General features: G+C 49.6%; 16 protein-coding genes (1 of these 16 only partly in view). 6 read left to right on the top strand and 10 right to left on the bottom strand.

Going from position 1 to position 18,239, the window contains the following annotated elements; all coding sequences use genetic code 11:
- Positions 1–8 precede the first annotated feature (8 nt).
- The gene (locus BGO59_RS35925) at positions 9–2,663 is read right to left on the bottom strand and encodes an ABC transporter permease (protein WP_293692477.1); all 2,655 of its coding nucleotides are present in this window, start codon (positions 2,661–2,663) and stop codon (positions 9–11) included.
- 3 nt (positions 2,664–2,666) lie between these two features.
- Positions 2,667–3,005: a PadR family transcriptional regulator gene (locus BGO59_RS35920; RefSeq protein WP_293692476.1), complete on the bottom strand. Its 339-nt coding sequence runs from the start codon at positions 3,003–3,005 to the stop codon at positions 2,667–2,669.
- A gap of 363 nt (positions 3,006–3,368) precedes the next feature.
- Between BGO59_RS35920 and BGO59_RS35915 the strand changes: the two genes are divergently transcribed.
- The 4 genes from BGO59_RS35915 (at position 3,369) to BGO59_RS35900 (ending at position 6,655) form a co-directional block, all read left to right on the top strand.
- Entirely contained in the window at positions 3,369–4,211 is an 843-nt protein-coding gene (locus tag BGO59_RS35915) for an SDR family oxidoreductase (protein ID WP_293692475.1), read from the top strand.
- Positions 4,212–4,379: 168 nt separating this feature from the next.
- On the top strand, positions 4,380–4,874 hold the full coding sequence (locus BGO59_RS35910; protein ID WP_293692473.1) for a hypothetical protein: 495 nt from the start codon (positions 4,380–4,382) through the stop codon (positions 4,872–4,874).
- Between the two features lie 9 nt (positions 4,875–4,883).
- A complete protein-coding gene (locus BGO59_RS35905) occupies positions 4,884–5,639 on the top strand; it encodes a glyoxalase/bleomycin resistance/dioxygenase family protein (RefSeq protein ID WP_293692471.1) in 756 nt (251 codons plus the stop codon).
- Between the two features lie 89 nt (positions 5,640–5,728).
- Positions 5,729–6,655 (top strand): hypothetical protein, encoded by a 927-nt coding sequence (locus BGO59_RS35900; protein WP_293692469.1) that lies wholly within the window; start codon positions 5,729–5,731, stop codon positions 6,653–6,655.
- An 86-nt stretch (positions 6,656–6,741) separates the two neighbouring features.
- Here BGO59_RS35900 and rhaM read toward each other — a convergent pair whose 3' ends face one another.
- From rhaM to BGO59_RS35880, 4 genes are all read right to left on the bottom strand, one after another.
- Positions 6,742–7,056 (bottom strand): L-rhamnose mutarotase, encoded by a 315-nt coding sequence (gene rhaM / locus BGO59_RS35895; RefSeq protein ID WP_293692467.1) that lies wholly within the window; start codon positions 7,054–7,056, stop codon positions 6,742–6,744.
- Positions 7,057–7,073: 17 nt separating this feature from the next.
- On the bottom strand, positions 7,074–8,222 hold the full coding sequence (locus BGO59_RS35890; protein ID WP_293692465.1) for a glycoside hydrolase family 88 protein: 1,149 nt from the start codon (positions 8,220–8,222) through the stop codon (positions 7,074–7,076).
- 28 nt (positions 8,223–8,250) lie between these two features.
- Entirely contained in the window at positions 8,251–9,645 is a 1,395-nt protein-coding gene (locus tag BGO59_RS35885) for an FGGY-family carbohydrate kinase (RefSeq protein WP_293692463.1), read from the bottom strand.
- A gap of 108 nt (positions 9,646–9,753) precedes the next feature.
- Positions 9,754–11,028 carry a TIM barrel protein gene (locus BGO59_RS35880; protein WP_293692461.1) on the bottom strand — a complete coding sequence of 425 codons (1,275 nt, stop codon included), beginning with the start codon at positions 11,026–11,028 and terminating at the stop codon, positions 9,754–9,756.
- A 131-nt stretch (positions 11,029–11,159) separates the two neighbouring features.
- Between BGO59_RS35880 and tnpA the strand changes: the two genes are divergently transcribed.
- Positions 11,160–11,603: an IS200/IS605 family transposase gene (tnpA, locus tag BGO59_RS35875; RefSeq protein WP_293692459.1), complete on the top strand. Its 444-nt coding sequence runs from the start codon at positions 11,160–11,162 to the stop codon at positions 11,601–11,603.
- A 138-nt stretch (positions 11,604–11,741) separates the two neighbouring features.
- Here tnpA and BGO59_RS35870 read toward each other — a convergent pair whose 3' ends face one another.
- On the bottom strand, positions 11,742–13,847 hold the full coding sequence (locus tag BGO59_RS35870; RefSeq protein WP_293692457.1) for a bifunctional aldolase/short-chain dehydrogenase: 2,106 nt from the start codon (positions 13,845–13,847) through the stop codon (positions 11,742–11,744).
- A gap of 541 nt (positions 13,848–14,388) precedes the next feature.
- On the opposite strand from BGO59_RS35870, the gene rhaT reads away from it, so the two are divergent.
- Complete coding sequence (rhaT, locus tag BGO59_RS35865; RefSeq protein ID WP_293692455.1) at positions 14,389–15,441, top strand: L-rhamnose/proton symporter RhaT; 1,053 nt, start codon at positions 14,389–14,391, stop codon at positions 15,439–15,441.
- A gap of 166 nt (positions 15,442–15,607) precedes the next feature.
- Here rhaT and BGO59_RS35860 read toward each other — a convergent pair whose 3' ends face one another.
- The 3 genes in view from BGO59_RS35860 to BGO59_RS35850 are tightly spaced (at most 51 nt apart) and all read right to left on the bottom strand, a layout consistent with a single transcriptional unit that may run on beyond the window.
- Positions 15,608–16,369, bottom strand: coding sequence for a phytanoyl-CoA dioxygenase family protein (locus tag BGO59_RS35860; RefSeq protein ID WP_293692453.1), 762 nt, complete (start codon positions 16,367–16,369; stop codon positions 15,608–15,610).
- A 36-nt stretch (positions 16,370–16,405) separates the two neighbouring features.
- On the bottom strand, positions 16,406–17,365 hold the full coding sequence (gene metF, locus BGO59_RS35855) for a methylenetetrahydrofolate reductase [NAD(P)H] (RefSeq protein WP_293692451.1): 960 nt from the start codon (positions 17,363–17,365) through the stop codon (positions 16,406–16,408).
- Between the two features lie 51 nt (positions 17,366–17,416).
- Positions 17,417–18,239: the 3' portion of a phosphatase PAP2 family protein gene (locus BGO59_RS35850; protein ID WP_293692449.1), read on the bottom strand. 47 nt of this gene lie beyond the right edge of the window; the window shows 823 of its 870 coding nt (coding positions 48–870); its start codon lies off the right edge, out of view; it ends in the stop codon at positions 17,417–17,419.

Genomic DNA, 18,239 nt, shown 5'->3' with positions numbered 1-18,239 from the left:
ACTAGATTCTATTCCGATCGTAAGCTTTTCACTGGGTTCGACATGGCTGCTCGAATGGATTGGAAACTGACCGTGAAGAAAGCGATCAATATGGCCAGGAGGGCCGCCAACGCGAACGTCCAGGCACTGATTTCGATCCGATAGGGATAGTTTTCCAGCCACTTGTCAATGGCAAAATAGGCCGCTGGAAAGGCCAACACAAAGGAGAAACCCACCAATCGTAGAAAATCGGACGATAACAGTTGAACAATACTGCTTACCGATGCACCCAGTACCTTGCGAATACCGATCTCTTTTGTACGTCGTTCGGCTGCCAATGTCGCCAGCCCCAATAGCCCAATACAGGAAATAAAGATCGTCAGGATGGCCCCGAAAAGCATAATCTGTCGCCATTTAGCCTCCGATTCGTATTTTTTCAGATTGTCCTGATCCAGAAAGCTATAGGAATAGGGGTTAATCGGGAACAGTTTTTTAAACGTCTGCTCGATAGCCCGGAGGCTTTCGGTTTCGGTATGCGGTTTTATTTTGACAAATGCTTTCCCGAAGTCATTTTTTGGTTTCATAGTGAACAACTGCGGCCGGATTTTCTGATTCAGGGCTGCAAAGTGATAGTCTTTCACAACGCCAATCACCTTATAGCGTTCCGGGATCTCGTAAGCAAAGAAATTCACCTCCTGACCAATTGGATTTTTCCAGCCTGCTTCTTTCACAAAACTTTCATTAACCAGCACCGACTGTGTCGAATCGCTGGGGAAATCGGGCGAAAAGTTACGACCGGCCAGAATCGGAATCTTAAGCAGGGGCAGGTACATTTCATCGACGGTTTCGTAGGCAAAGGAAAGCTGCTTCTCTCCATTGACTTTAGCCACCGTTCCCCAGAAACCCCGATTCTTGGGCGCTACATCGACAATGGTTGGAAACTTCATCAGTTCACTTTTGAGCAAACGCGCTTCGCTATGGTTCAGGCTCGATTTATTTACCGCCACCAGGTTTCGATCGTCGTAACCCAGGCTTTTGGTCGTCAGGTAGTTCAACTGGGAGTTGATGGTCAATGTGGCTACAATGAGAAACGAAGCCAGCGAAAACTGTAACACAATCAGCCCCCGTTGCAGATAATTCCGGCCTGCAAACCGGAATCGGCTATACAGGCTTTGAACCGGGCTAAACCCAGAGAGGACAATGGCCGGGTAAAACCCTGCCAATAAACCCGTTACAAGAAATAGCCCAATGTATCCGGCAATCAGTTTTACGTCGAGCAGATAAGCAAACGAAAGGGCTTTGTTGGCAAGCTGGTTGAACGTTGGTAATACAAGCAGCAACAACACAATGGCAAGCACAAACGCGACAAAACAGAGCAGGAACGATTCGCCCAGAAACTGGATAATAAGCTGGTTTCGCCCCCCTCCCACTACTTTTCGGACCCCAATCTCTTTAGCCCGTTTCAGCGAACGAGCTACCGTCAGATTCACAAAATTGATGCAGGCAATCAGCAGCACAAACAAGGCTATACCCGACAGAATGTACGAAAACGTAGGTCTGCTTTCATCGACCAGCCCATTGTTGACCGGCAGATCGGTACTTAAGTGCATCTCTGTAAGCGGCTGGAGCGAATAGATCGTCTTACTTTTTATCCCAAATTTTTTAGCCATTTCCAAAATCGTGTTTTTGGCATCGGTCTGGTAAATCCGATTCATGGTTGCCTCGACGGCCTTGATATTCGCGTTGGGACGCACCAGCACAAACGTATTCAGAAAGAAACTGAACCAGTTGTCGCTTCGGGCAATGTCTTCTTTCGAAACAGTTATTGGCAGTAATACGTCGAATTTTATGGACGAATTCTGGGGGCATTTTACCGCAACTCCGGTTACTGTATACGGCTCAAACTGCGCTTCGGTCTTGATGAACATGATCTTACCCAGGGCATCGGTTGTCCCGAATTGTTTTTCGGCCATATCTTCCGAAATAACCACCGTTTTCGGGCGAGACAAAGCCGTTTTGGGATCGCCACTCAACAACGGAAAACTGAATAACTGGAAGAACTCGGGATCTGTCGAAAACATCTCCTGACTCTTGACTTCATTGCCCTGCCGGATATCACTCTGGCCGGATTGAAAACGAACAAACGACTGTATTTCCGGTGTACCAGCCGTAAACTTAGGCCCCTGAAAAATACCCGTATTTGTATTGTAGCTTGGTTTCTGATCGCCGGGTGTGATATCGCGGCTGGTGATCCGATACAGGTTCGGGTTGTTGGTATGAAAGCGGTCGTAGCTGACTTCGTCTTTGGTATAGAGAATAATCAGCATGGCAGCCGCCAGACCGATACTTAATCCAACGACGTTGATGATGGAATAGGCCTTGTTGTGGGCCAGCGTGCGCAGGGCGATGGTCAGGTAATTACGTAGCATAGCAGGATGCAGGTAAGAGGGTGATGGGTAATCAGACTGTCGATTGGTACGTTGGCGGGCTTTGAAAAAGTAGGGGTTTATATAGTGGAGCACAGCCCAGATAAACTCCCGACGAGCTTTCGACAAGCCCTCCTGTTCTGTTCGTTTGTAAAATACCTCGTGCAGATCGCCCTGCACGTCTTCGCGTAAAGGAGGAGCTACAAAAACTTCTAAAAGCCAGTCGGCCCAGCGTGGTGGAATAGGTTGCTTTTTCATAGACTACCCGCCAATCAGTTGAAATTTTCCGGGAGGAATGGCCTGCCAAAGTCGGCTCCGAACCTGCTGAACATCGTTTAACGCGCGAACGCCCAGGGCCGTCAGGGTAAAAAACCGTTTCCGGCGCCCTCCTCGCTCAGCAGTAGCTCCCCCCATCGTAGAGGATAAAAACCCTTTTTCTTCCAGCCGGTATAAGGTGGCATGAACCGCACTCATGGTGATCGAACGGCCGGTTTGCTGCTGAAGGTCCTCCCAGATGGTAACGCCGTAAGCTTCGGCGGGACAGGCAGCTACGACCAACAGGACGATTTCTTCGAACTCCCCTAAAAAGGCTCTTCGCATGGTCGTAAATTGGTTGAGACGATTTGTTGTAATTTTGCAAAACAAATCTCCTGCCAAACATAAAATTCGCCTTATCGAGCCTAGAAAGGCATTTTCCATTAAAAGTCGATGTCCGTAATCGTACAGTTTTGTCCGCAACTGTCCGGTTTAAAAAGTGCAGGCCAGACACAGATTCGGATCATCACTGTGTTTGTTTTACCGTTCGTATCACTCATTTCATAGGCTCGTTTTTCCGGTTGAACCGATTCAGCCTGGTTCAGTCGAATCGTACCGAGCAATTTTGACCCATCATTCAGCAAGCGGTTATCCTTCCTGAACAGAAACACAAACCTCTTTTTTACGCATAAACAACAATACTGAATCATGAAAACCTTAGTCATAGGCGGCACCGGAACGATTGGCCGTCTGGTCATAGACGAATTAGTCCAGCAAAACGTATCGGTCCGGGTGTTGATCACATCGCCCGAACAAGCCACCCTATTTCCGAACGATGTTGAAACGGTTGTAGGTCATCTGGAGCAACCAGCCACCCTGCCAAAAGCATTCAACGATATTGACACCGTAGCCCTGCTCAACCAGCGTTGCCCTACCGAAGGAGCCCAGGGACAGTATGCAATTGCCGCAGCCAAACGAGCTGGCGTTCGTAAAATGGTCTACTTAAGCCAATACAAAGTCCGTCGGATACCGCATCTAAAAGCGAAGGTCATTATCGAGAACGTGCTGACGCAAACAGGCATGGAGTTCGTCATGATCTGCCCTACCCTTGTCTACCAAAACGACCTGATCATCGGTTCATCGATCGCGTCATACGGGATTCCTCCTCAGCCCATCGACGATCAGGGTGTCAATCGCGTCGATGCACGCGACGTGGCCGATGCGACAGTCAAAGCCATTGTTACTGACGAATTTAACGGACTGTCGATTCCGCTTGTTGGCCCTCAATCAGTTCGGGTAGCCCAGTCCGATGATCAGTCCGGCGGAGAGCCTTCCGCTTCCACCAACAATTCTGCTACAGACCAATCGCTTGCCACCTGGCTGGTAGAGGACTGGCGAAAAACCTACCAATGCATGCTGGAAGAAGGCCTGCAAGTATCGGCCGATGATGTTGCCTTCTGCACCGACGTGTTAGAGCGTGCCCCCCGGAGCTACGCCGATTTTTTGGCCGACCATGTACCAGCATTCCAGCCGATCCTCGAATTGGCGTGATCGGTATCCGGTTGACTGGCTTTTCCCATCAGTTCATCCGGGTCTTCTTCCGGTTGACAACAATGCTGGTGGTATACGCCCGAATCGAACATCAACTTTGCCATGCCAATCAGGCCTAATGAACAACAAACAGAAATCTCTTTTTTCAATCAAAACACAACAAATACAATGAAAGCGTTTAATATCTTTTTCCTGGCCGCTGCCGCCACCTTCATCCTGACAGCCGCATCATACAAGCTGCCTTCCCACAGCAAAAGCCTGGCCTTCGTCGGTAAAAATCTGAGTATGACCTCGTTTCAGGTTAGTCCGGCTATTGATCTGGATGGTGATGGCGATGTTGACAATGATCTGATGTCGTTTCTGCGCCCCTGCGACAAAGACAACACCCTGACCTTCGAATCAACTGGTAAAGTATCGGGTCATACGGGTACCCTGACCTGCTCATCGAATGAGTCGCTTCCTGTAGTTGCCAAACCCAGCCACTGGACGTACAACGAGAAAACAGCTACCCTCCGCATCGTAAACGATAAAGATACCAGTGCTGTATCGGAATGGAAAGTACTGGAAGCATCAGCCGCTGGGTTGAAAATCGAGAAAACAGCTACCGAATACAATCAGAAATCGACCACTACAGTGACGTTGAAGTCGGCTGTTACTCAGTAAGCCTTTCTCATGAAAATCGTAGCGTTTGAACTCTATACGGGCGATCTGCCGGGAACCCGAGCCTTCTACACCCGGCAGCTCGGCTTACCAATCGTTGCTGAATCGACCGAAGCTCTTACGATTCAGGTGGGCTGGACCCGCCTGACTTTCAGGGCCGTCGATGAGCTGGTAGCGCCTTATCACTTTGCCATCAACGTGCCGGTGGGTATGCTGGAGGTCTGCCTACACAGTTATCCGCAGAACTATCTGACAACGAACGGACAGGAGATTATTGAATTACCTACCTGGCGTGCGCGGGCCAGTTTCTTTCACGACAACAACGGCAACCTGGTGAAGTTTATCAGCTGGAACGACCTCTCACTGTTTAATCCGAATCTGACGGTCGATGACCTATTTCAGGGAATTAGCGAGGTTGGTATTGCCACCGAGTGCACACCGACCACAACCCGCCAACTCATGCAACGCTTTGGCCTGCCAACCTTCCGGCGTTTTGCGCCTTCTCCCGAATTATCGATACTGGGGAATGACGCGGGGTTAGTAACGGTTGCTCAGGTGGGTCATCCCTGGCCATTTACCTATACACCAGCCGCCATGAATCACTGCCAGGTAACGTTTGAAGCCGAGCCAGGTTGTCCAACCCAAACGTTGTATTGCTACGGCGTCAATCAGCTACCTGTTTCGCTTGGGAAGCCCCTGTTTGTGGGTACGGAGTATATCCGTTCAAAGGCCAGATCCATCCATTCAATGCCTGTTTTTGTGGGTTGATAGCCTTTAGTCTTTCGTATCGAACACCCCATCCACACCTTTACACAACCAATCGAGAATCCCGAAACCTCCCTCTTTTTTAACCACTCATGAAAACAAAATACCCCGTCCTTCTTATTCTAGGCTGCCTTAGTTGCTGGCTCGTTGCCGCCCGCATGAGCGATGTCATGACCGAACTAAGCATCGATACCGGTAAGCTTCGTCAGGATGTCCTGCTCAATCTGAAAGAGCCGCAATGGTTCTTTTTTAACACCACCAGCTCCATTCGGCAGACGGCTCGCCGGATTCCTGAATCGTCTCGTGCGGCTACGGTACGCGCACTGGGAAAAGTGGTTCGAGCGTATGTAGAATCATCGACTTTTAAGGACGTTTGGCTACAGGACCTGCGAATGTATTATCCGTACGATGAAACCTATACCGACGAGCATATGGCTAAAACCAAACAGGATAATGAAGCCAATCGGTCGGCCATGAAAAGCCAGCTAGGCACGCTCGATCAGGCCTTTGCCGGTATGGCCCCCGCTATGATCCAGATGGCCATACGGAGCCAGTTGGCGCAGGAAACACAGGAATTAGCTTCCCTGTCGGGCAGTGAACGAACCAGTAAAGCGCAATACATTGCTGAACTGAAAAAAGTACTGAACCTGCCCCCTGCTGACTGCAAAAAGCAGTATTTAGCCTTGCTCAAACGGCAAGCCATAACCAATATCGATCAATCGACGGCCACACCCGATATCGATAAAGATCAACTGGTACAACAACGTCGGCAAAAAGCCGAATTCGACGCCCATGCTGATTTCCGGCCTTTGCTAAAAAAACGATTGCAGGATTTTATCACGTTGACGGAAACCGTCGATTTTGAAGCCCGACTGATGCCCATGGGTCGGAAGCAGGAATTTGCCAATCCCGTATACCAGCGGAAACCTGCCGAATGGAAATTCCTGTATCGGCTTGGTAAAGCCCCCGTCATGGAAGCGCGTGCGTTTGCGCAACAGTGGTTAACAGAATTACACTAATGCATTAACAAAGTCGGTTGCCATAGCTGTTGAAGGTTTTAGACCAACAGCTATGGCAACCGACTTTTTGAGTACTGGTTCGTGTACTAATCCATATGAAAGACCCGCTCCAGCCGAACAGCGACGGGTGAATTATCGGGATTCGTATCCATTAAATCGGCCATATACGCCCACCATTTTTTCATAATCGGTAGTTCAGGCAGCGAATCAGCGGAATGGCCCGGCAACCGTTTCTGAACCCCAAACAGGGTGCCGCTTGCACGGTCCAGAAAGATCGAATAATCCCGAATACCGGCATCAGTCAGGGCCTGGGCTAGTTCGGGCCATATGTCATCGTGACGTCGCTGGTATTCGGCCTCAACACCAGGCTTTAATTTCATTGTAAACGCAATTTCTTCCATAGATACCAACCGTCGAACTAGTTCAATTTATATAACTCGGTTCCTGCCAACAGGAAACAACCCAGACCATAATCCTCAAAATCGGGTTTGCTATCGTAGGTAACGGGCTGACCGTCTTTCGGTTCTTTGCCGGTTCCCTGCACATAGCCTAAAAAACCGTTTGGATGAACGGATTCGGTCACCATGGCATTCCAGGCTTTGGCGATGATCGGACGATACGTCTTACCATCGAGCAGGCCGTGATTAATGCCCCAGGCCATACCATATACAAACAGGGCAGTTCCGGTGAGTTCCTTACCGCCGTAATTCGTTGGGTCGTGGAGACTAACATTCCAGTATCCGTCGGGGCGCTGCAAAGGCACTAACGCCTGCATCATGTCCAGATAGGTTTTCTGATACTCATCACGGTGTGGAGCATCTTTCGGCAGGATATTGAGCACACGAACCAGGGCTGCCACGACCCAGCCATTTCCTCTCGACCAGTAGCAGTCCTGCCCATTGGGCTCTTTGTAAGGGGGTACAAAATCCTTATCCCGCCACCACAGATGATCGTCCGGGTTATAAAGTCCATGGCCGCCGTGCTTCGTTTTCGAGTAGCTGTAAATCTGGTACATCTTCTCGAAGTAAGCGGGATTTTTTTCCAGTACGCCAAGCGTTGCAAAAACAGGCATTGCCATATGTAAGGCATCGATCCAGTTCCAGTCATCGACTTTATCGCTCGCCACCATCGCATCAATAGACGCCTTGATGTCGCGAATACGCTCTGGTTGCGGATTACCGGCATCCCGATCCATTACATACAAATCAATGTACGTTTGGCCACAGCACTGATCGTCAGCGTTTCGGGTTTTAGGGCCACTGCGAAGGCCCCAATTATGCTTTACCCCCCATTCGACCGCGTAATCGTAATAAGCTTTCTGCTTATCGATGCCATACAAAGCCATCAGCCCTTCGTAGTATACGGCCCGCGTCCAGATGTTGCTGGGACGAGTTTTATTGGTTACGATTTCCTTGCCAGGGTCAGGCCAGGTTTTCATGAAGTACGCATTAGCCAGAGTCATCTTAGCAAGAATTTTCTTTTTACCAGGAAGCTTCTGCGCCTGAACACCAGATGATATGATGCAAAACAACAAGGCAAACCAGCAGCGTAGCGGTGGGTACTTCATAGCTTTTCAGTATACGGAAAGCCGTAAATTAATGAACAATAGTCTGAGCTGTGTATTTCTTGAGTTCAACACAGTCGCCAGGCAGCGGGAAGGCATTCCAATGCTGATGAATGGCCAGGGCAGCCCCCAACGCCGATGCCTGCGCTACCGACGCGGCATAGACCTCAATGGTTGGAAAGGCCATTGCCAGCAGGTTCATGTAAATAGGGTTCTTACCAAAACCACCATCCACAAAAATCCGCTTGACCGGAGACCCGGCTAGCACCAGATTGGTCGAAATCAGTTGCTGCGATACAATATCCAACATGAGCTGGTGATACGCTTCATCGTAAGTAGCAAATTCAGACAGGTTTCGTTGTCCAAACAAAGAGCCTTTCATCGATAGCAATTGATCGCCTTTAGCATCGTCGCCCGTTGTTACCTGGCTCTGTTGATGCCGCAATCGCTCAATGATCTCCGGGTTGTTGGCTACTTTCTTGTACTGATCAACCGGGGTCTGAAAATGCGCTGCCAGCCGTTTAACCTGCTGTTCATGCTCATACCCGGCAAACAGCCGCGACGACTTCACCGGCTGGCCTTTGTAATGCATATAGTTCAGGCAGTCGTATTGTAATTCCTCGGGGGTTAATGGCCGGCTGTTAAATGGATTCATGCTCACGCACCAGGTTCCGGTCGAAATGAGCACAAACGGCTCCTGAAACGACGCCAGATACGGAATCAAAGCCGATGAACTATCATGCAAACCCACTCCTACCTGCACCGAATGTCCATTCAGGTTTGTTTCCCGAACCGAATCTGAGGGTACAATAGGTGCCAGATGGGTATCCAGTTTTTCGGCAGTCACCCAGTTATGGTATTGCTGTCGGTCAAAATCCCAGAGCATGGTATGGCACCCGATACTAGTCAGGTCCGAAACAGGCCAGCCACTAATCAGAGCGCTTACATACTGTGGCAAGTGAAGTGCAAACGCCAGCTTTGTAAACTGTTCCGACTGCTCGTGCCTGAATCGGTACAGTTGCAGCCCCGAGTTCAGGCTACCCAGCGAAGGCGATGCCGTCTGACGCGTCAATTCCGTTTCGCCACCGTATGTACTGAAAAATTGTTGAAGTAAGGGGGCCGGATACGCCTTCAGATAATTATAAAGCGGGGCAATTGCCTGCCCGTTTTGATCGACGTACACCAAGCTGGCCCCATAGGCTGAAACGTTAACCGCCTTCACTGAAAATTCGGGCAAGGCTATCACTTCAGACAGCGACGTAACAACCCAGTTCCGAAGCAGGTTTACATCCTCGCACAGATCACCATCTTCATCAGGCACCTCGGCAAACTGCTCCGATTTCTCCCAAACGATCCGGTAATGCTCGTCAAACAGAAATAGCTTCTTGTTGGTCTTACCGATGTCAAAAATTGCAACAACGTTCATAGTCAAAGAGTGAAAGGATGAAAGAGTGAAAGAGCGAATAGCTGACGCAAAAACCTGTCTGCCGGATGGCATTCGCTCTTTCACTCTTTCACTCTTTCGCTCATTAATTTAAAGTCCCGTTGCTACGGTTTTGGCGCCACGTTCCCCGATGAGTTGCTGGCGGACGTTCAGGCTGCGGAACAGAGCCAGTGGATTTAGGGCCCCTCCTGCCCGACGACGCGCTTCAGCTACCAGTGGCCGAACATCCGTGCGGAACGCTTCCTGCAAAATTTCCTGTGCCCGAACCGGGTCGTTGGCCTCACGAGCTTCTTCAAGAGCTTCACGGTCAACGAGGAGCGCCTGGGCATAAGCGATTTGAATCGCTTCGACCGATTGGATCAGATCTTCGAGCGGATCTTTTACGTTATGGCTGGCATCGATCATCCAGCCGAGGTCTTTGGCATGGTTCATCCCACGAGCGTCCATGCCATCGATCAATTCAGCAAAAATCAGGAACAACTGGTAAGGCCGGATGCTTCCAACAGTCAGGTCATCATCGCCGTATTTAGAGTCGTTGAAGTGGAATCCACCCAACTTACCCTCGTGCAGCAAAATCGCTACGATCTGCTCGATGTTGGCGTTAGGCAGGTGGTGCCCCAAATCGACCAGCGTATAGGCTTTCGGGCCGAGTTTACTAGCGTATAGGAAGCTACTGCCCCAGTCGCCCACAGTCATCGAATAGAAGTTGGGTTCAAACGCTTTATACTCGACGAACATTTTCCAATCATTGGGCAGCGCTGCGTAGATTTCGGCCAGACTACCCAACGTCCGATCGAAGGCTTTCCGGAAATTCAGTTGACCCGGAAAACAGGAACCATCCGACAACCAGACCGTTAGCGAATCGGAACCCAATGCTACGCCATGCCGGATCACTTCGATATTGTGATCAATGGCCTGCTGGCGAACGGCCGCATCGGTATGCTGCAGTGAGCCGAATTTATAGCTCACCGCCTGGTCGGGTTGGTCCTGAAACGTATTGGAGTTGACGGCATCGAACCGAAGCCCGTGTTGAGCGGCCAATTGTTTGATCGCCTGTGGGTCCGTTGGAATGTCCCAGGGAATATGCAACGAAATAGCTCCACTGGCGCGGTTCAGCGCGTGCAACAGACCAACATCCTCTATTTTTTCTTCGAGCGAGCGTGGCTCTCCCCCACCCGGAAAACGTCCGAAACGCGTTCCGCCTGTACCCAATGCCCAGCTCGGAATCGCAATCTGAAAGTCGATCAATTTCTGAATAATGGGTTCAGCCTTGGCGACCTCCTGTGTCCAGTACGACAATTTCCGCTGGTGCCCTTCCAGCTGCGACTGGTTAAAGTCCGCAATGTGTTCGCGTTCGATTTGCATAAAGGTTTACAAGTTATAGGTATCCACGATCTGGGGAATCCGTCTAATTATCAGCCCACACATTCATGTGTGGGATCACAAAATCATTCATCAATTTTTAAAACCGTTTTAACGGTTTTTCCCACTATCCTATGAGCCACTCCAAATCGAAACTCTGGGTCCATGCTGTTTTCTCCACCAAAGACCGTCAACCGCTCATTTATCCGTCAATCCGATCAACTGTCCACAACGAACTACTGAATCAATTAATTCATCTGGATTGCTTTGTCGACTGTATTGGTGGAGTGGCCGACCACGTTCATCTTCTCTTCCTGCTCAATCCCAAAAAGTCAATCGCTGATGTACTGAAACAACTAAAAGGTGGCAGTTCACACACGTTTAATCAGACTAAACTGACCGCGACGCATTTTGCCTGGCAAACTGGTTACGGCGCGTTTTCGGTCAGTGAGTCGCATGTATCGCGCGTTCGGAACTATATTCAGAACCAGGAAGAACACCATCGTAAACTAAGCTTTCAGGAAGAATACCGGAGGTTTATGGTGCATTATGGACTACCGACTGACCATATTGGCTAGCTCTCAAAACCGTTAAAACGGTTGAAAATGACGCGTAAACTACCATTTTAACCCACAAATAAATTTGTGGGCTGATAATTATTGTGGTGTCAGTTTCTTACTGACACCACAATTTATCCCCCTTTGGGGTTGGAGCTTTTACCGAACAAACGCCATTGCTACGCCACCGTCTACGTTTAGCACGTTGCCGGTCGATTTAGCGAGAAGGCCATTTACGCAGGCCAGGCAGGCATTGGCAATATCGTCGGGCAGGATGATCTCATTCAGCAATGTCCGTTTAGCGTAGTAAGCAGGTAGTTCTTCTACCGTAATGCCATACGCCTTCGCACGGCCTTCGGCCCAGGCACCCGCCCAGATTTTCGAATCCGAGATAACAGCGTCGGGGTTTACCACATTCACCCGGATATGGTCTTTGCCGAGTTCGGCGGCATTCAAACGGCTCAGGTGCAGTTGTGCCGCCTTGGCCGAACCATAACCAGCATTGTTAGGACCGGAAACCAGGGCGTTTTTACTGACGATGTTAATCACATCTCCACCCAGTTTCTGCTTGCGCATGATTTCAACGCCCTTCTGAGTAACCAGAAACTGGCCTTTCACGAGTACATCATACAGCAAATCCCAGTCTTGTTCGGTATGCTCTTCAATCGGCTTCGAGATACTCAAACCAGCGCAGTTGACCACGATATCGACGCCACCAAATGCCAGAACTGCCGTATTGAACGTTGCTGCAATGGTGTTGGCCTGGGTTACATCCAGTTGGTCAGCGGCATAGGCATCTTTTCCGTATTGCTTCAGAAACTCTTCTTTGGCACCTGCCAGACGGTCGGCATCATTATCGTTGATAACAACTACAGCCCCTTCCGACAGGAATTTTTTGGCAATAGCCTTACCGATACCACCCGCACTACCCGTAATCAGGGCAATTTTGCCCGACAGCGGTTTCGGCTTTGGCATGCGCTGGAGCTTCGCTTCTTCGAGCAGCCAGTACTCAATATCGAACGCTTCCTGTTCGGGCAGACCCACATAATCAGATACCGCTTCGGCACCTTTCATTACGTTGATGGCGTTGGTGTAAAATTCAGCAGCCACCCGAGCCGTTTGCTTATCCTTGGCGAAGGTCATCATACCTACACCCGGCCACAATAATACCACAGGGTTGGTATCGCGAATGGCCGGGCTGTTTGGGTGTTTGCAACGCTCGTAATAAGCCGTATAATCGGCACGATAATCGGCAAACGCCTGGCCAAGATAGGCCGTACTATCCTCGCCGGTCAGTTTCTCAGGGTCGAGCACTAACGGACGGATTTTGGTACGCAGGAAGTGGTCAGGGCAGCTTGTACCCAGGCGAGCCAGACGAGGCAAGTCGTTGGAGTTCACAAATTCCAATACCCGTTCGTCGTCGGTGAAATGACCGATCATCTGCCGATAGCTAGACGCCAATCCGCGTAAGGTCGGCATCAGGTCGGCTGCCAGTTTTTTTCGGGTTTCAGCCGTTTCACTCTGGCGAGCTACTCCTCCAAACACTGGGCGCTTTTTACCGAAGTTCTGATGCAGGTATTCTGATGCCTGTTCAATCACTTCCAGCGTATTCATGTATGATTCGTAGGACGTATTCCCCCAGGTGAACAGCCCATGGCCACCCAGGATAATCCCCCGAAGGTTCGGATTTTTCTTAACAGCTTCTTCCAGCTTCAGGCCCAGATCGAAACCAGGCCGCTGCCAGGGAATCCAGGCCATCTGATCTCCCCAGATTTCATGCATGATCGCTTCACCGTCTTTGCTGGCAGCTATGGCAATCAGGGCATCAGGGTGCAGGTGGTCGATGTGCTTAAAGGGGAGCAATCCATGCAGGGGTGTATCGATGGATGGCGCGGCACATTTGGGATCGAAGAGGCAGTGATCAAAAAGACCAACCATTTCATCTTCAAATTCCAGACCCCGGTAGCGGCTTTTCAGCGCATGCAAACGATCAACATACAGATTGGCACAGCCTTTTTTGGTCAGTGTACCAATATCTCCACCAGACCCTTTCACCCACATCACCTCAACAGGCTCGCCGGTTAATGGATTGGTTTCCATCAGCTTAACCGATGTATTTCCACCGGCGTAGTTCGTCAGACGCAGGTCAGCACCCAGCAGGTTAGAACGATAAATAAACAAAGCTACTTCATCACCCGCGAGCTCTGCGGCTTTCTGATCATCCCAGAGATAGCTAACGTAGTTGAACGCTTGCGTCGTATTCATAGATAAATTGTAAGTAGTATCTTTCCGAAATCTTGTTTTTAGGCAAAGTACGTTTTATTTGATTTCTCCTGTGTCATGCACTCTCCTGCTACAAAAGAGATTCTTTTTTTTCGGTTGGAATACGTATCTGGGCATTCGGCAGGCATTCATTAGTATAGCTAGCGAATGACCTTAAATGGCAACAAATGACTCCCAAAAGACCAGATAATACTATACAGGAGAGAGCAGGTGAGTTCGACGAGCAAATAAGGATAAATTTGTTAAAAATTATGAATAATGAGTGTAATTCATAATTTTTGAGAATCGTGGTTGTAGTCTGGATAGGTATATTCCTACAGTCAATTCTTTTCAGCTTGCAGCAATAGTCAGGTCGCGTAAATTGAGTGGATTATCGAAGATGGTTCCACTCAGTAGACTGGCTTCCAGCAATCTCAGTAACCACTAACAATCAGAATCGAGTAGAACGTATTTAGCCACGTCAAACTATAGGCCGTAACGGCTACCGACCAGCGTTTAACATAGTATTGTAATTGATTTCTTTATGCAAGTTCTGATTGGCATCATTTACCACACAATTGGTGGCGGTTTTTCGGGCAGCTTTTACATGCCCTTTAATAAAGTGAAAGGATGGGCCTGGGAAAGCTATTGGATTATTGGAGGTCTTTTTTCCTGGCTCATTGTACCGCCTTTAGCCGCCTACTTAACCATCCCCGATTTCCCTGCCATAATAGCCTCGGCCGATGCAAGTGTCAAGATGCTAACAATCGTATTTGGTTTGTTGTGGGGCATCGGTGGCCTTACGTATGGACTGGGCGTTCGCTATCTCGGTATGTCGCTGGGCAATTCCGTCGTATTAGGGTTCAGTTCAGCTTTTGGGGCCCTGGTACCTTCCATCTACTATACGATTAACCCTATACAAGGAAAAGTCTCGTTTACCGACATGCTCGGCTCAAGTGGTGGCAGGTTAGTATTACTGGGTGTACTATGCTGCCTCATCGGGATTGCGATCTCGGGTAAAGCGGGCATGATGAAAGAAGCAGAGCTTTCGGATGCTGAAAAGAAAGCCTCTGTCAAAGAGTTCAACATCGTGAAGGGCCTAACAATTGCTGTCATCTCAGGTATACTAAGTGCATTCTTCAACTATGGCATCGAAGCCGGTAAGCCCCTGGCCGATCAAGCCGTTTTACAAGGTTGTAACCCCCTGTTTCAGAATAATGTAACCTATGTGGTATTGTTATGGGGTGGGCTAACTACTAACTTTTTGTGGTGTATGTATCTAAACGCCAGAAATAAGACCTTCAGCAATTACACGAATACGCAAACACCCATTCTGGCCAATGTTCTTTTTTCGGCAACTGCGGGTACTATGTGGTTTCTTCAGTTTTTCTTCTACGGAATGGGCGAAAGTAAACTGGGCAATGGAGCCAGCTCCTGGATTACCCATATGGCAACCATCATTCTAACGGCGAATCTGTGGGGCTTGTATCTGAAAGAGTGGTCGGGTGTGTCGGGGGCTACATTTCGTACCTTCATCACCGGAATTGTAGTGATCCTTATTTCAATCGTCCTGGTGGGAATTGGCAATTCTCTTTGAGCCAGGAAGAAGATACGTCTATTCCATTTTGTCAGGCTAAGTATTCTCACTATCGCGCTTTCTCTTAGAACGTATCGAAACTACTTAGCCGCGTAACAAAACGCATTTCCAGTAAAACCAACTGGTTGCTTCAATTAGTCTTCCGACAGACGAAGTGACCATTTTCTTATTTCAGGCCTAAACGAATCGCCTGCTCGACCGGAGAATAATCCCCATCCGATCGATGAAGCTGCAAGGGTTCGGCCGGAAGTAAAGGGGGTTGGGCCATAAACCGGGGGACCGAACCCCGATGGGGCTGAGCGGCATGAACCAGAAAGGGATGACAGAGGTATACGGTTCCGGCCGGGCCCGTTGCCAGCTCAACCGGGCGATTCAGGGTAGATTCATCAAATTGCTGCGCCAGTTCTATAAACGACAACCCATGATCGCCAGCTGGTTCCAGCCATTTCGGTACATCCCGATGCGAACCCACCAGAATTCGGGTTGGCGCGTCGTCAGGCCCCACATCCGAGAACAGGAACAGCATGAGCAAGGCCCGTCCTTTCGAAGATATATTCAATCGCCATGACCCATCTTCACCCGCAAAACTCGCTTCGGCATGCCAGCCCGTATCCCCCGGATCGTCAGGACTTGGAAACCGGACCGGAAACGTCCCTAAACTGTTGCGCGGCTCCCAGCGTCCTTTACCAACCAGTTGATCGAAGGCATCGTGTAGCCTGGGGGTATTGACCGCTTTTTGGAAAGGCTCCTGTGCATAACCGCCCAACCGAATAACAGGCTGTGTCCAGGTCGTAGAATCAGTGGGATCACATCCCGTGTCTTTCCACAAAATCGCGCGGCCTTCATCGGCTAGTTCACGCGAAAAGGCATTATCAATACGAACAAACCCGTCGCGGATAAACTGATTAATTTCGGTGTCACGTAGCATAATTTCTCTCTGCCCTTACCCTACTACCCTATTGAATCAGAACAGTTCGCGGGCAATTTTCATGATATTATCAGCTTTCCCCATCGTATAAAAATGCAGGACAGGTGCGCCAGCTGCCGTGAGTTCCCGACATTGCTGGATACACCACTCCACCCCAACCTGCCGGGCCTGCTGATCGTTTTCGCAGGCTTCAACGGCCTTCCGCAGGTCTTCTGGAATTTCCAGATGGAAGAGTTTGGGCAGAATCTGAAGTTGCTTCCGTGTGCTGAGGGGTTTCAAACCTGGAATGATCGGCACAGAGATGCCTTCCTGTCGACACCGGGCCACAAAATCCAGAAATTTTTTATTATCAAAAAACATCTGGGTCACGATGTAATCCGCCCCCTTGTCAATTTTCTGCTTGAGGTAGTGAAAGTCAATGTCGTGGTCGAGAGCCTCAAAATGCTTTTCAGGATAAGCAGCCACCCCGATACAGAAATCACTTGGCGCCAGGGCCGTATCTTCCTCATGCAGATAAATACCCCGGTTCATGTTGGCGACCTGCTCTACCAGTTCACTCGCATATGAGTAACCGTTTTCTTTGGGCTTGAAGGTTGTAAACGGCTTGGCGGGGTCGCCACGAAGCACCAGGGCGTTATCAATGCCGAGGTAATGCAGATCGATCAGAAAATCTTCGGTTTCTTCGCGGGTAAACCCACCACAAAGTACGTGCGGTACCGGGTCTACACCGAACTTATGCATGATAGCCGCACAAATACCTACCGTACCGGGCCGTTTACGGGTTACTATTTTCTGAATGGTTCCGTCGGGCAAGGGCCGTTCGATGTATTCCTCCCGGTGGTAGGTAACGTCGATAAACGGCGGTTTAAACTCCATCAATGGCTCGATGTTGTCGAGCAGATTCTTAAGATTATCGCCTTTAATGGGCGGTATAACTTCAATCGAAAAAATGGGCTTGCCGTTTGCGGCTTTTATATGATCCGTAATTTTAGTCATTCGTCAAACACTGTTGTCGCTTAAAGGTCGTCTGGCAGCAGTACGTAACCGTTAACGCGAGAACACGGCCAACCGCATATAGATTCCGTTGGCGGTTCCGTTACTCCAGGGCTGCACATCCAGCCGTTTCCCTAGATCACTATTCTTTTTGATCTGATGAAGCTTGGGAATCCCCCAGCCGACCAGGGAGCCAAACGCAGCACCAGCCAGCAGGTCCGTCGGATAGTGTAAACCAGCTTCGTACCGAAACAGGGCCGTAGCTGACGCCAGCCCAAGTGTTCCTACCCAGACCACAGGTCTTAATTTGGAATGCGGAAAATAATGCCGAAAGACCTCACTCGTAAAAACAGCCGTGGCAAAGGCATTGGTCGCATGGCCCGAAAAGAAGGACTGTCGTGAGGTTCGGTCCAGCTTTTCATCCAGTGGAACTAGTGAATTGTACACATACGGCCTGGTACGCTGGGTTACTGATTTGACTGTCCGCTCAATGCCATTCGCCAGGAGCAGCGTTTCGACATACATAATGGCTACGGTCTTAAAATCCTGCCGTATGGGTTGCAAACCCAGCGACACTACCCCTGCTGCTCCAACTGTACCTACCAGCGCAACATCGCTCCATTTATCAGCCGAGGTCGACCAATGAAAAGTAGCATTGCGGTCGAAGGAACTAATATCCCCCCGATTGAGTGAGGCAATTTCGGCGGGCGTAAGTGGATCAATAGCCTTGGTCAGCGCGACCGATGCCCCAAGCGTTACGGCTCCCGCTCCCAATAAACCGATTTCGCGGCCTGTGCGTAGCTGATAGGGCGACTGTGCCAGACAGGTGCCAATGGATACTGAATAATGGATAATGGATACTGTTGAAACAACAAGA

The organism is Spirosoma sp. 48-14, from assembly GCF_001898575.1.
Lineage (GTDB): Bacteria > Bacteroidota > Bacteroidia > Cytophagales > Spirosomataceae > Spirosoma.
The sequence above is the reverse complement of the archived record's forward strand: the minus strand, read 5'-3'. Positions and strand labels throughout refer to the sequence as shown.

Coding starts and splice junctions, on each gene's coding strand:
- BGO59_RS35915 (WP_293692475.1), top strand. CDS start 3,369: ATGAAAACCTTAGTCATAGGCGGCACCGGAACGATTGGCCGTCTGGTC.
- BGO59_RS35925 (WP_293692477.1), bottom strand. CDS start 2,663: ATGAAAAAGCAACCTATTCCACCACGCTGGGCCGACTGGCTTTTAGAA.
- BGO59_RS35910 (WP_293692473.1), top strand. CDS start 4,380: ATGAAAGCGTTTAATATCTTTTTCCTGGCCGCTGCCGCCACCTTCATC.
- BGO59_RS35905 (WP_293692471.1), top strand. CDS start 4,884: ATGAAAATCGTAGCGTTTGAACTCTATACGGGCGATCTGCCGGGAACC.
- BGO59_RS35890 (WP_293692465.1), bottom strand. CDS start 8,222: ATGAAGTACCCACCGCTACGCTGCTGGTTTGCCTTGTTGTTTTGCATC.
- rhaT (WP_293692455.1), top strand. CDS start 14,389: ATGCAAGTTCTGATTGGCATCATTTACCACACAATTGGTGGCGGTTTT.
- metF (WP_293692451.1), bottom strand. CDS start 17,365: ATGACTAAAATTACGGATCATATAAAAGCCGCAAACGGCAAGCCCATT.
- BGO59_RS35900 (WP_293692469.1), top strand. CDS start 5,729: ATGAAAACAAAATACCCCGTCCTTCTTATTCTAGGCTGCCTTAGTTGC.
- BGO59_RS35870 (WP_293692457.1), bottom strand. CDS start 13,847: ATGAATACGACGCAAGCGTTCAACTACGTTAGCTATCTCTGGGATGAT.
- BGO59_RS35920 (WP_293692476.1), bottom strand. CDS start 3,005: ATGCGAAGAGCCTTTTTAGGGGAGTTCGAAGAAATCGTCCTGTTGGTC.
- BGO59_RS35880 (WP_293692461.1), bottom strand. CDS start 11,028: ATGCAAATCGAACGCGAACACATTGCGGACTTTAACCAGTCGCAGCTG.
- BGO59_RS35860 (WP_293692453.1), bottom strand. CDS start 16,369: ATGCTACGTGACACCGAAATTAATCAGTTTATCCGCGACGGGTTTGTT.
- rhaM (WP_293692467.1), bottom strand. CDS start 7,056: ATGGAAGAAATTGCGTTTACAATGAAATTAAAGCCTGGTGTTGAGGCC.
- tnpA (WP_293692459.1), top strand. CDS start 11,160: ATGAGCCACTCCAAATCGAAACTCTGGGTCCATGCTGTTTTCTCCACC.
- BGO59_RS35885 (WP_293692463.1), bottom strand. CDS start 9,645: ATGAACGTTGTTGCAATTTTTGACATCGGTAAGACCAACAAGAAGCTA.